The following is a 13,132-nucleotide window of genomic DNA, read 5'->3' on the forward strand; positions in this document are numbered from 1 at the left end:
GATCGGAAAGGGACGGCCTAACCGGTGAGGGCCGCTCCGGCGGCCCGCTCCAGCACCTCCAGCACGGTGTCCCGGAACAGGGTGGTCTTGTAGCCGGTCTGCGGCAGCGGCCGGCAGCGGGCGAGCACCGTGGCGGCCGCGGCCGCGAGCAGCTCGTGGGTGACCTCCCGGCCGATCAGGACGGTCTCCACCTCCGGCAGCCGCAGCGGAACCCGCGCCACGCCGCCCGCCGCGACGGCGGCGTGCGTGACGGTGGCTCCGTCCAGCGCGAGCCGGGCGGTGGCCTCGACCAGGGGCCATTCGCCGTGGGCCCGGCTGGTGGCCCGGTGGCAGGCGGCGCGCTCGCCCGGCAGGGTCGGCGGCAGCAGGACCGCGGTGAGGACGCGGTCCGGTGCCAGCAGGTGGTCGGCGCGGTGGAGCCGGTCGCCGTCCCCGTACAGATCGGCCACCGTGCGCGGTGATTCGCCGTGGATCTCGGCTCCCGCGTCGTAGGTGAGCAGGGCCATCGCGAGGGTCGACGGATGCGGGGCCACGCAGGGGCCGTCGCCGCTGACCACGCCGAAGTGGTGGTCGCCCTCGCGCGCGGGGCAGCCGGAGCCGCCCTTCTGGAGACAGCTGAAGTGCGGATTGCGGTAGTACCAGCAGCGGTTGCGCTGGAGCAGGTTGCCGCCCAGGGTGCCGGCGGAGCGGATCTGCGGGGTCGCCGCGGTCCCGGCGGACACCGCCAGGGCGGGCCAGCCGGAGCGCACCCGAGGGTCGGCGGCCAGCTCGGCGAGCGTGGTCAGGGCGCCGATCCGCAGCCCGCCGCCGGGCAGCGGCGTACAGCCGCGCAGGCTGCCGGCGCCGTCGAGGTCGGTGAACGGACCCGGGGCGATGCCCGCGCGGTACCGGGCGGTGGTGTCGGTGCCACCGGCGCGCAGCTCCCCGCCACGCGCGAGGACGGCGGCCGAGAGATCGGTGAGGGTGGGCTCGGTGCTCACGTACCCAGTCCTTCCAGGAGCCGGTCGGGGCGGATGGGCATGTCGTACGGGCGCCAGCCGGTGGCGTCGTGGACCGCGTTGGCCAGGGCGGCCGCGGTGGGCAGGGTGGAGATCTCCCCGAGGCCGACTCCGCCGCCGGGGACGTGGTCGAAGCCCTCTTGGTGGAAGTGGACGGTGATCTCGGGGGTGTCCCCGATGCCGGGGATGCGGTAGTCCTCCAGGTTGTCGGTCAGCACCCGCCCCGTGGCCGGGTCGGTGCGCCGCTCCTCGAACAGGGCGTAGCCGACGCCCTGGACGACGGCGCCCTCGCACTGGCTGCGGGCGAGCCGTTCCTCGTGGATGCGGCCCGCGGCGATGCCGCTCCACACGCGCAGCGGGCGGATCCGGCCGAGCCGGGTGTCCACCTCCACTTCGGCGACCTGCACCGATCCGGTGAAGCCGCGGCCGATCGCCACGCCGCCCATGGTCAGGTTGAGGGGGGTCACGAAGCCCCGCCGGTCGCGGGGGCGCCGGCCGGTGACCCGTACGCCGTTCGCCAGCCCCAACCGGGAGGCCACGTCGCCGTCGGCGGCGCCGAGCGCGTCGCGCAGCCGTTCGGCGGCGTCCACGGCCGCGGGCACGATCGAGGGCGTGGTGCGGCTGCCGCCGGAGGTGGGCCCGTGGACGGTGTCGCTGTGCCCGACCTCGGCACGCACCCTCTCCTCCGGTACGCCGAGCCCTTCGGCGACGGCCCGGCGCAGTACGGTGCGCGAGCCCGTGCCCATGTCCTGCACGGCGCAGCGGGCGACGACGATCCCGTCCTCGACGGTGAGCTCGACCTCGGTGACGGGGTCGAGGAAGTAGAGCCAGTTGGCCGCTGCCACCCCGACGCCCCGGCGGAACCGCCCGGTGCCGCCGCGGGTCCCCGACCAGGCCGGGAGCGCGGCGGCCAGGTCGTACAGGGCATGGCGTTTCGGATTGCCGTCCCAGCGGCGCCGCAGGGCGATCGGATCCTGCCCGAGCCGGTGGGCCATCTCGTCGACGGCCTGTTCCAGGGCCCAGCACATCGTGGGTCCGCCGGGTCCGCGGAAGGGGGCGCCCGGGGGCCGGTGGGTGACGGTGTCGAAGTCCCGTAGCCGGCGCGGGGCCTTGCCGTACATGAACCGGGCCAGCGCCGCGACGGTGCCGCCCACCGAGACCCCGCCGTCGGTGTCCGCGTCCATGGCCAGCGCGCTCAGCTCCCCGGAGGCGTCGGCGGCCATCGCCAGCCGGATCCGGGTCCCGGGCCGGTACCCGCCGTCGGTGAGCTCCTCGTCCCGGTCCAGCACCACCCGTACGGGGGCGCCGTGCAGCCGGGCCAGCTCCACCGCGGCCACGACGTCGGAGGTCAGCCCCATCTTGCAGCCGAAGCCTCCGCCCACGTGGACGGCCCGGGCCCGCACCCGTTCGACGGGCACGCCGAAGCGCTCGGCGGCGAGTACGGCGACCTGCCTCACCGACTGCGTGGACACCTCCAGGTGGAGGGTTCCGTCGTCCCACCGGGCCAGGCAGGCGTGCGGTTCGAGCGGGGTGTGGGTCTGCGCGGCGGTGGTGAACAACCCCTCGACCACGCGCTCGGGACTCTTCTCGCGCGCCTCGACGATCCGGCGCACGGCCGTGGCCGGCCGCTTGCTCATCGCGGACGGCCCGCGCCGGTTGCCGCGCCAGCGGGCGGGCGTCAGCTGCGGGGCCTCACCGGATCCGGGCGCCAGCTTCCGCGCCGCCTTGTCCTCGTAGACCAGCGGGCCCTCACCGGCCCGGGCCCGGCCCACGTCGAGGGCGGCCGGCAGCACCTCGTACTCCACCGTGACCCGCGCGGCGGCCGCCCGCGCGGAGGCCCGGTCCGCCGCCGCGACCGCCGCCACGGGCTGCCCGACGTACCGCACCACGCCGTCGGGCGGAAGCAGCGGCACCACGGCGACATCCCCGGCCTCAAGGGACCGTACGTACGCGTGCGCGTGCGGCGACCGGATGATCACCCCCTCCAGCAGCCCCTCGGCCCGCTGATCGGTGGTGTACCGCGCCGACCCGTCGACCTTCTCGGGAGCCTCGGCGCGCGGAACGGCGCCCGCCTCCCCGTCGTACTCCCCCGCGCATGCCGCCGCGACGGCACTGAAGATCCCCTCGTAGGCGCCACACCGGCACAGGTGCCCCGCCAGCGCCTCCGCGATCTCCTCCCGCCCCGGCCTGCGCCTTCCGTGCGCGGCCCGCCACCGTTCGAAGAACGCGGCCGCCTCGACCACGAACCCGGGCGTGCAGTAGCCGCACTGGAGCGCGTCCTCCCCGGCGAAGGCACGCCCGACCGGGTGACCGGCCAGCCCCTCCACGGTCGTCACCCGCCGCCCGCCCAGCCGCGCGGCCGGCGTCAGACAGGCCACCCGGGGCTCCCCGTCGACCTGGATCGTGCACGCCCCGCACACCCCGCCGGCGCAGACCACCTTGGTCCCGGTCAGCCCCAACTGCTCCCGCACCACCTCGACGGCGGCCGGATCACCGTCCACGTCCACCGCACACGGGACGCCATTGACCTCGAACTCCACGGGAAGCACTCCTCAGCGTGGGCGGCGGCGACCCCCACACCCACCGGGCTCGCCTTCACCCCCTTGATAACCCGCCCCCACGGTCCCCGCAGCTCGGCGCACCGCCCACCCCGACGAACCGACCCCACCCGGAACGCCACAACGCCCGCCACCCCTGGTCGGGGACGTGGCGGGCGTTGTGTCACCGTCCCTCACCTCACGCCGGGCCCAGCTTGAATCCAGCCCGGATCGTCTTGCCCACCCGCTCGTCGCGGATCTTGAACTCGTCCGCAAGCTCGGCCACCAGCCACAGCCCCCGGCCGCTCGGGGCACCGAGGCCGGGCTGCTGCACGACGGGAGAACCGGGGCCGCTGTCACGCACCTCGATCGCCACGATCTCTCCCTCCCACCCCAAACGCACGGAGAACTCCCGCCCCAGTGGGGCACCGTGCCGAACGGCATTCGTGGCGAGCTCGGACACGCAGAGCCGCATGTCGTCCCGCCGCTCGCACACGCCCCAATCGCCGAGCGTGTCACCTACGAACTGACGGGCCGCGCGCACCGAGGCACGGGCCCGAGGGAACCGCTGCTGCCGGGACAAGGACATAAGCACCCCACCGCCTTAACGCTGAGCTTCCAAGGCCACACAGAACGTATCGCTATTCGCGAAAACCAGCAAGGTTGCAGGCTGGGATCGCACGGAGGCGTCGCCTAACGTGGGCACCGGCAGAGCACGACGGACACTCAGGAGGCAGCGTGAACGGCAGCGGATGGACCAGCACGTCGATGCCGTACCTGACCCCGCGCGCCGACGGGGACTCGGACGCCTGGACCGCCGAGGTCGAGGTAGCAGGCCGTCGCGGCGCGCAGCGCATCCTGCGCGCCGGCGAGGCCGACCCCCCGGCCGAAGTCGCCAGGATGCTCGACCTCACCTCCGGCGAGACCGCCATCGTCCGCCGCCGGATCATCGAACTCGACGGCGAGCCGACCGAGTTGACCGACACCTATTACCCTGCCGATATCGCCGCAGGCACCCCGCTGGCCGGCACGGCAAAGATCCGGGGCGGCGCAGTGACCCTGCTGGCCACGCTGGGACACATCGGCGTACGGGCAGTAGAGAATGTCACGGCCCGGATGCCGGACCCCGAGGAACGGGAGCAACTGCGCCTCGGGCCGGTCGAGCCGATCCTCCGACTCACCCGGACCACTTACGACGCAGCGGGCCGGCCGATCCAGGCCGACGTGATGATCATGCCTGCCGGACGCCAGCAACTGCGGTACGAGATCGACATCGAGGTCGCATGACCCTGTCCCCTTCCGAAGCCGCAGGCCCCGACCCCCGGCCGCTCCACGCCCGCATCGCCGCCGATCTGCGGGACGAGATCATGAGCGGCGGCCTCGCACCCGGATCGAAGCTGCCTTCGACCGCGCGGCTGAAAGCCCGGTTCGATGCCTCCAACGCCACGATCCAGAAGGCCGTCCAACTCCTCAAGGACGAGGGACTGGCTCTTGGCCGTGCGGGCTCGGCCGTGACCGTACGGGACACCCGGCAACGGACCGTTCGCCCGGCCGGCTCCCTGACACCAGCTGTGGACGGGGCCGCCTACCCATGGCTCGCCGAAGCATCGGAACCGCCCCGCGCGGCTCACAGCACCCTGCTGGCGGTGGAAGAGGTCCCGGTCGTCGGCGACGTCGCTGCCGCGCTCGGCCTCGCGGTGGGCAGCCCCGCCGTGTGCAGGCACCAACTCCTGAGCATCGACGGGGAACCCGCCGAGCTGGTGAGCTCGTACTACCCGCCCGACCTCGCACGCGGCACCGCCCTGGCCGAGCCCCGCCGAATCCGTGGCGGTACTCCGACCCTCCTGGCCGAGCTCGGCTTCCCACCCCACCGCAGCGTGGACCGGCTCTCCGCCCGCGTCGCGACCCAGGAGCAGTACACCGCCCTACGGCTGCCCGGCGACCTGCCCGTCCTGCGGACCCTTCGTACGGTGTACGGAGCAGAGGCGCAGCCGATCGAGGTCACCGTGATGGTGAAGGCGGGCCACCTGTACGAGCTCCAGTACGAGTTCACGCCCGAAGCCTGACCGCCCCGGAACGCCACAACGCCCGCCACCCCTGGTCGGGGACGTGGCGGGCGTGGTGTCAGAGTCCCGTACACCGTTGTACGGACCGTATGAGGGGTCCCGGCCGGGGCCGGGGGTACCGCGGAGACCTCAGCCGCCACGGTGCGAGCACGGCGTCCGGAATCAGACGGTGATCGAGCGGTCCGTCGGCTTGACCGGGTACGGGAGGGCGCTGGTGCCGGTCAGGAAGCGGTCCACGCCGCGGGCGGCCGAGCGGCCTTCCGCGATGGCCCACACGATGAGCGACTGGCCGCGGCCTGCGTCGCCGGCGACGAAGACGCCGTCGACGTTGGTCGCGTAGGAGGCGTCGCGCTCGATGTTGCCGCGGGCGTCCATCGCCAGGCCGAACTGCGCCGTGAGGCCGTTCTCCTGGTCGGTGCCGGTGAAGCCCATCGCCAGGGTGACCAGCTGCGCGGGGAGGACGCGCTCGGTGCCGGGCTTCTGGACGAGCTTGCCGTCCTCGAAGGCGACCTCGACGAGGTGGAGGGCCTTGACGTTGCCGTCCTCGTCGCCCTCGAAGTGGGTGGTGGAGACGGAGTAGATCCGCTCGCCGCCCTCCTCGTGAGCAGAGGTGACCTTGTACAGCATGGGGAAGGTCGGCCAGGGCTGGCCGGCCGGCCGGTCCTCGGAGGGACGCGGCATGATCTCCAGCTGCGTGACCGAGGCCGCGCCTTGGCGGTGGGCGGTGCCCACGCAGTCCGCGCCGGTGTCGCCGCCGCCGATGACGACCACGTGCTTGCCCTCGGCCGTGATGGGGGGCGCCATGAAGTCGCCCTCCTGCACCTTGTTCGCGAGGGGGAGGTACTCCATCGCGAAGTGGATGCCGTTCAGGTCACGGCCCGGGACCGGGAGGTCGCGGGAGATCGTCGCGCCCGCCGCGATGACGACCGCGTCGAACCGCTTGCGCAGGTCGGTGGCGGTGATGTCGCGGCCGACCTCGACGCCGGTACGGAACTTGGTGCCCTCCGCGCGCATCTGCTCGATGCGGCGGTTGATGTGCACCTTCTCCATCTTGAACTCGGGGATGCCGTAGCGCAGCAGCCCGCCGATGCGGTCGGCGCGCTCGTACACCACCACGGTGTGGCCGGCCCGGGTCAGCTGCTGGGCCGCGGCGAGACCCGCCGGGCCGGAGCCGATGACCGCGGCGGTCTTGCCCGACAGGCGCTCGGGCGCCTGCGGGGTGACGTCGCCGTTGTCCCACGCCTTGTCGATGATCGAGACTTCGACGTTCTTGATGGTGACGGCCGGCTGGTTGATGCCGAGCACGCACGCCGACTCGCAGGGAGCCGGGCACAGCCGCCCGGTGAACTCCGGGAAGTTGTTCGTCGCGTGCAGACGCTCCGAAGCCGCGGTCCAGTCCTCGCGGTACGCGAAGTCGTTCCACTCGGGGATCAGGTTCCCGAGCGGGCAGCCGTTGTGGCAGAACGGGATGCCGCAGTCCATGCAGCGGCCGGCCTGCTTGCTGATGATCGGCAGCAGCGAGCCCGGAACGTAGACCTCGTTCCAGTCCTTGAGGCGCTCGGCCACAGGACGGGTGCAGGCGGTCTCGCGGGGGGTGGTGAGGAAGCCCTTCGGGTCAGCCATTGGTCGCCGCCTCCATCATCTTCTCCGTGGTCTCGGACTCGGAGAGTCCGGCGAGCTCAGCGGCGTCCTTGGCGGCGAGCACTGCCTTGTACGTGGTCGGGATGATCTTGCTGAAGCGGGCCGCCGAGGCGGTCCAGTCAGCCAGGAGCTTCGCGGCCACGGTCGAGCCGGTCTCCTCCTCGTGGCGGCGCACCACATCGTGCAGCCACTGGGAGTCGGTGTCGGAGAGGGCTTCGACCGCGCCCGTGTTGCCGACGTTGACGTTGGCCGGGTCCAGGTCGATGACGTACGCGACGCCGCCCGACATGCCCGCCGCGAAGTTGCGGCCCGTCTCGCCGAGGACGACCGCGGTGCCGCCGGTCATGTACTCGCAGCCGTGGTCGCCCACGCCTTCCGAGACGACCAGGGCGCCGGAGTTGCGGACGCAGAAGCGCTCGCCGGTGCGGCCGCGCAGGAACAGCTCGCCGCCGGTGGCGCCGTAGCCGATCGTGTTGCCCGCGATGGTCGAGTACTCGGCCAGGTGGTCGGCGCCGCGGTCCGGACGGACCACGACACGGCCGCCGGAGAGGCCCTTGCCGACGTAGTCGTTGGCGTCGCCCTCCAGGCGCAGGGTCACGCCCTTGGGGAGGAAGGCGCCGAAGGACTGGCCGGCGGAGCCGGTGAAGGTCAGGTCGATGGTGTTGTCGGGCAGGCCCGCGCCACCGAACCTCTTCGTGACCTCGTGGCCGAGCATGGTGCCGACCGTGCGGTTGATGTTGCGGATCGCGACCTGGGCGCGGACCGGCTGCGCGGTCTCGGCCGAGTCGGCGTTCAGCGCGTCCGCCGCGAGGCGGATGAGCTCGTTGTCGAGCGCCTTCTCCAGACCGTGGTCCTGCTCGATCAGGGCGTGGCGGACCGCGCCCTCGGGCAGCTCCGGCACGTAGAAGAGCGGCTCCAGGTCGAGACCCTGCGCCTTCCAGTGCGTGACGGCCTTGCTGGTGTCGAGGAGCTCGGCGTGGCCGACGGCCTCCTCGATGGTGCGGAAGCCCAGCTCGGCGAGGAGCTCGCGCACCTCCTCCGCGATGAACTCGAAGAAGTTGACGACGAACTCGGGCTTGCCGGAGAAGCGGTCGCGCAGGACCGGGTTCTGGGTGGCGATGCCGACCGGGCAGGTGTCCAGGTGACAGACGCGCATCATGACGCAGCCGGAGACGACGAGCGGCGCGGTCGCGAAACCGAACTCCTCCGCGCCGAGCAGCGCGGCGATGATGACGTCGCGGCCGGTCTTGAGCTGGCCGTCCGTCTGGACCACGATGCGGTCGCGCAGCCCGTTGAGCAGCAGGGTCTGCTGGGTCTCGGCGAGGCCGAGCTCCCAGGGACCGCCCGCGTGCTTCAGCGAGGTGAGCGGGGAGGCGCCCGTACCGCCGTCGTGGCCGGAGATCAGGACGACGTCCGCGTGGGCCTTGGAGACACCCGCCGCGACCGTACCCACGCCGACCTCGGAGACCAGCTTCACGTGGATGCGGGCGACCGGGTTGGCGTTCTTGAGGTCGTGGATCAGCTGAGCCAGGTCCTCGATGGAGTAGATGTCGTGGTGCGGCGGCGGGGAGATCAGGCCGACACCCGGGGTGGAGTGCCGGGTCTTGGCGACCCACGGGTAGACCTTGTGGCCGGGCAGCTGGCCGCCCTCGCCGGGCTTGGCACCCTGCGCCATCTTGATCTGGATGTCGTCCGCGTTGACCAGGTACTCGCTCGTGACACCGAAGCGGCCGGAGGCGACCTGCTTGATGGAGGAGCGGCGCGCCGGGTCGTACAGGCGGTCCGGGTCCTCGCCGCCCTCACCGGTGTTGGACTTGGCGCCCAACTGGTTCATGGCGATGGCGAGGGTCTCGTGCGCCTCCTTGGAGATGGAGCCGTACGACATGGCGCCGGTGGAGAAGCGCTTGACGATGTCGGCGACCGACTCGACCTCGTCGATGGAGATCGACGGACGTGCCGCCGGACCGTCCGTCTTGAAGCCGAAGAGCCCGCGGAGCGTCATCAGGCGCTCGGACTGCTCGTTCACCCGGTCCGTGTACTGCTTGAAGATGTCGTACCGGCGGTTGCGCGTGGCGTGCTGCAGGCGGAAGACCGTGTCCGGGTCGAACAGGTGCGGCTCGCCCTCGCGGCGCCACTGGTACTCGCCGCCGATCTCCAGCGCGCGGTGCGTGGCCGCGATGCCGGAGGCCGGGTACGCCTTGGTGTGGCGCGCGGCCACCTCCTTGGCGATGACGTCCAGGCCGGCGCCGCCGATCTTGGTGGCGGTGCCCGCGAAGTACGCGGCGACGAACTCCTCGTTCAGGCCGACGGCCTCGAAGACCTGCGCGCCGCGGTAGGAGGCGACGGTGGAGATGCCCATCTTGGACATGACCTTCAGGACGCCCTTGCCGAGCGCGTAGATCAGGTTCTTGATGGCCTGCTCCGGCTCCAGGCCGGACAGGAAGGTACCGGCGCTCAGGAGGTCCTCGACGGACTCCATGGCGAGGTACGGGTTGACCGCGGCGGCGCCGTAGCCGATGAGCAGCGCGACGTGGTGGACCTCGCGGACGTCGCCGGCCTCGATCAGCAGACCCACCTGGGTGCGCTGCTTGGTGGCGATGAGGTGGTGGTGCACGGCCGAGGTGAGCAGCAGCGACGGGATCGGCGCGTGCTCGGCGTCGGAGTGACGGTCCGAGAGGACGATCAGGTGAGCGCCGTTCGCGATGGCCGCGTCGACCTCGCCGCGGATCTCCTCGATGCGGGCGGCCAGCGCCGCGCCGCCGCCCGAGACCCGGTACAGGCCCGAGAGGGTGGCGGCCTTCATGCCCGGCATGTCGCCGTCGGCGTTGACGTGGATGAGCTTGGCCAGCTCGTCGTTGTCGATCACCGGGAACGGCAGCGTGACGCTGCGGCAGGAAGCGGCCGTCGGCTCCAGCAGGTTGCCCTGCGGGCCGAGCGAGGACAGCAGCGAGGTGACGAGCTCTTCGCGGATGGCGTCCAGCGGCGGGTTGGTGACCTGCGCGAAGAGCTGGGTGAAGTAGTCGAAGAGCAGCCGGGGGCGCTCGGACAGGGCCGCGATCGGGGAGTCCGTGCCCATGGAACCGAGCGGCTCGCCGGCGGTACGGGCCATCGGCGCGAGGATGACGCGGAGCTCTTCCTCGGTGTAGCCGAAGGTCTGCTGGCGGCGGGTGACCGAGGCGTGGGTGTGCACGACGTGCTCACGCTCGGGCAGGTCCGTCAGCTCGATCTCGCCCGTCTCCAGCCATTCGGCGTACGGGTGCTCGGCGGCCAGCGCGTCCTTGATCTCGTCGTCTTCGATGATCCGCTTCTGGGCGGTGTCGACGAGGAACATCTTGCCGGGCTGCAGGCGGCCCTTGCGGACGACCTTGGCCGGGTCGATGTCCAGGACGCCGACCTCGGAGGAGAGCACGACGAAGTCGTCGTCGGTGACCCAGTAGCGGCCGGGGCGCAGACCGTTGCGGTCGAGGACCGCGCCGACCTGGGTGCCGTCGGTGAAGGTGACGCAGGCGGGGCCGTCCCACGGCTCCATCTGCGTGGAGTGGTACTTGTAGAACGCGCGGCGGGCCGGCGACATGGAGGTGTGGTTCTCCCACGCCTCCGGGATCATCATCAGCACGCTGTGCGGCAGCGACCGGCCGCCGAGGTGGAGCAGCTCCAGGACCTCGTCGAAGGAGGCCGAGTCGGAGGCGTCCGGGGTGCAGATCGGGAAGATCCGCTCCAGGGCGCCCTCGCCGAAGAGGCCGGAGGCCAGCTGGGACTCGCGGGCCCGCATCCAGTTCCGGTTGCCCTTGACCGTGTTGATCTCGCCGTTGTGCGCGACGAAGCGGTACGGGTGGGCCAGCGGCCACGACGGGAAGGTGTTCGTCGAGAACCGGGAGTGGACCAGGGCGATCGCGGAGGCGAAGCGGCGGTCGGAGAGGTCCGGGAAGAAGGGCTCCAGCTGGCCGGTGGTCAGCATGCCCTTGTAGACGATCGTGCGGGCGGAGAGCGACGGGAAGTAGACCCCGGCCTCGCGCTCGGCGCGCTTGCGCAGCACGAAGGCCTTGCGGTCCAGCTCGATCCCGCTCGTCCCGTTGCTCACGAAGAGCTGCGAGAAGGCCGGCATGGTGGCGCGGGCGCCGTTGCCGAGCAGGTCGGGGGTGACCGGAACCTCGCGCCAGCCGAGAACGGTGAGGTTCTCCTCGGCGGCGATGGCCTCGATCTGCTCCACGGCGACGGCCTGTGCGGTGCCGTCGGCGGGGAGGAAGGCGATGCCGACGGCGTACGCGCCGGCCTCGGGAAGGTCGAAACCGGCCACGTCGCGCAGGAACGCGTCCGGGACCTGGGAGAGGATGCCGGCGCCGTCGCCCGAGTCGGGCTCGGATCCGGTGGCGCCTCGGTGCTCGAGGTTCCGCAATACGGTCAGCGCCTGCTCGACCAGCGTGTGGCTGGCCTCGCCGGTGAGGTTGGCCACAAAGCCGACGCCACAGGCGTCGTGCTCGTTGCGCGGGTCGTACATGCCCTGCTGGGCGGGGCGACCGTCCATGGGCGACCAGGCGGTGTTGCTGAGGCCGGTCGCGGAGTGCGTGGATGCGGAACGCATCGGCTCTCCCGTCGTCGTCGTGGCATATGTGCATAGCCGAGGGACGACGTTGGCCCTCTGCGAAATTTCGTGCAGATTACATGATGACGACAATCCCGAGAAGCGGATACGTCATTCCAGCATGCGGACACTGCACGGGGCAGGCAAGAGGGGACTTTCGCAGGTGCCCTGCCATCGGGACACGGGACGAAGGTCCCGGTACGGGGCGGGCCTCATTGCCCGGCGCCCAGGGTCTGATGCCCTGCGGTCACAGGATCGAAACCGCCGAGTAACTGACTACTTATGTTGCCTACTGCATAGTGTCTCACTCCCTGCACGGTCAGCCTACGGCTCCGCCGATCCAGGTTCCCAGGATGTACGTCACACCCGCGGCCGCGCCACCCAGGACGAGCTGACGCAGCCCGCTGTACCACCAGGACCGGGCCGTGACCCGGGAGACCACCGCGCCGCAGAGGAAGAGCCCCACCAGGGCCGCGAGCACCGCGGGCCACAGGACGCTCACGCCGAGCAGGTAGGGCAGCAGCGGGACGAGCGCGCCGAGCGCGAACGATCCGAAGGAGGACACGGCCGCGACCATCGGCGACGGCAGGTCGTCCGGGTCGATCCCGAGCTCCTCGCGGGCGTGGATCTCCAGCGCCTGCTCCGGGTCGCGGGACAGCTGCATGGCCACCTCGCGGGCCAGCGCCGGCTCGACGCCGCGCGAGACGTAGAGCTCGGCCAGCTCCTCCATCTCGTCGATGGGGTGCTTGTGCAACTGCTGGCGCTCTATGTCCAGTTCGGCGAGCACGAGCTCACGCTGCGAGGCGACCGAGGTGTACTCCCCCGCCGCCATGGAGAAGGCTCCGGCGGCGAGGCCGGCCAGGCCGGTGACCACGATGACGTGCGGGGCGACGGCGCCGCCGGCCACGCCCGTCATGAGCGCGAGGTTGGAGACGAGCCCGTCCATCGCACCGAAGACCGCCGGGCGCAGCCATCCGCCGTTGACGTCACGGTGGGTGTGGTTGTCGCGGTGGGCGGTGTGAAGCGGTGCTTCGATATCGATGATGGACATGTCGACGTATCTCCCCTTTTGTACGAATGGGTGCGCAGAGCTGTGCCATGGACGACGCGCGGACACCCACTCCCCCTGAACACCTCGAAACTACGCACGATTTTTGCCGCCCGCCAGCAAGGAAGGCCGTACTTACCTGGGGTTTTGGGGATCGGCGACCGGGTGACGGCGGTGCGCGGCGGGTGTTTCGCGACGAGCGACAAACCACATGCCATGGCACAAATCCCCCAAGGGCTCAATATGAGTCCCATCAAGTG

Annotated in this window: 8 protein-coding genes; 2 read left to right on the forward strand and 6 right to left on the reverse strand. The window is 71.6% G+C overall.

Features of this window, described 5'->3' with window-relative positions:
- Positions 1-17 precede the first annotated feature (17 nt).
- The 3 genes from ACFYYB_RS07430 to ACFYYB_RS07440 all read right to left on the reverse strand — a co-directional run bounded on the left by ACFYYB_RS07430 (position 18) and on the right by ACFYYB_RS07440 (position 4,124).
- Positions 18-980 carry an FAD binding domain-containing protein gene (locus ACFYYB_RS07430; RefSeq protein WP_389433771.1) on the reverse strand — a complete coding sequence of 321 codons (963 nt, stop codon included), beginning with the start codon at positions 978-980 and terminating at the stop codon, positions 18-20.
- The gene (locus tag ACFYYB_RS07435) at positions 977-3,538 is read right to left on the reverse strand and encodes a molybdopterin-dependent oxidoreductase (RefSeq protein WP_389433772.1); all 2,562 of its coding nucleotides are present in this window, start codon (positions 3,536-3,538) and stop codon (positions 977-979) included. Before ACFYYB_RS07435 ends, ACFYYB_RS07430 begins: the two co-directional genes overlap by 4 nt.
- Before the next feature lie 196 nt (positions 3,539-3,734).
- On the reverse strand, positions 3,735-4,124 hold the full coding sequence (locus ACFYYB_RS07440; protein WP_389433773.1) for an ATP-binding protein: 390 nt from the start codon (positions 4,122-4,124) through the stop codon (positions 3,735-3,737).
- Between the two features lie 149 nt (positions 4,125-4,273).
- Here ACFYYB_RS07440 and ACFYYB_RS07445 point away from each other — a divergent pair, with 149 nt between their 5' ends.
- The gene (locus ACFYYB_RS07445) at positions 4,274-4,822 is read left to right on the forward strand and encodes a GntR family transcriptional regulator (RefSeq protein ID WP_389433775.1); all 549 of its coding nucleotides are present in this window, start codon (positions 4,274-4,276) and stop codon (positions 4,820-4,822) included.
- Positions 4,819-5,601, forward strand: a complete 783-nt coding sequence (locus tag ACFYYB_RS07450) for a GntR family transcriptional regulator (protein ID WP_389433777.1) — start codon at positions 4,819-4,821, stop codon at positions 5,599-5,601. Before ACFYYB_RS07445 ends, ACFYYB_RS07450 begins: the two co-directional genes overlap by 4 nt.
- Before the next feature lie 162 nt (positions 5,602-5,763).
- On the opposite strand, the gene ACFYYB_RS07455 is transcribed toward ACFYYB_RS07450, so the two are convergent.
- The 3 genes from ACFYYB_RS07455 to ACFYYB_RS07465 form a co-directional block, all read right to left on the reverse strand.
- Entirely contained in the window at positions 5,764-7,224 is a 1,461-nt protein-coding gene (locus ACFYYB_RS07455) for a glutamate synthase subunit beta (protein WP_389433778.1), read from the reverse strand.
- Positions 7,217-11,767, reverse strand: a complete 4,551-nt coding sequence (gltB, locus tag ACFYYB_RS07460; protein WP_389434943.1) for a glutamate synthase large subunit — start codon at positions 11,765-11,767, stop codon at positions 7,217-7,219. The genes ACFYYB_RS07455 and gltB overlap by 8 nt, the downstream gene beginning before the upstream one ends.
- Positions 11,768-12,143: 376 nt before the next feature.
- A complete protein-coding gene (locus ACFYYB_RS07465) occupies positions 12,144-12,875 on the reverse strand; it encodes a VIT1/CCC1 transporter family protein (protein ID WP_327307220.1) in 732 nt (243 codons plus the stop codon).
- Between the last annotated feature and the right edge of the window lie 257 nt (positions 12,876-13,132).

The sequence above is a fragment of the Streptomyces sp. NPDC002886 genome (genome assembly GCF_042888445.1).
Lineage (GTDB): Bacteria > Actinomycetota > Actinomycetes > Streptomycetales > Streptomycetaceae > Streptomyces.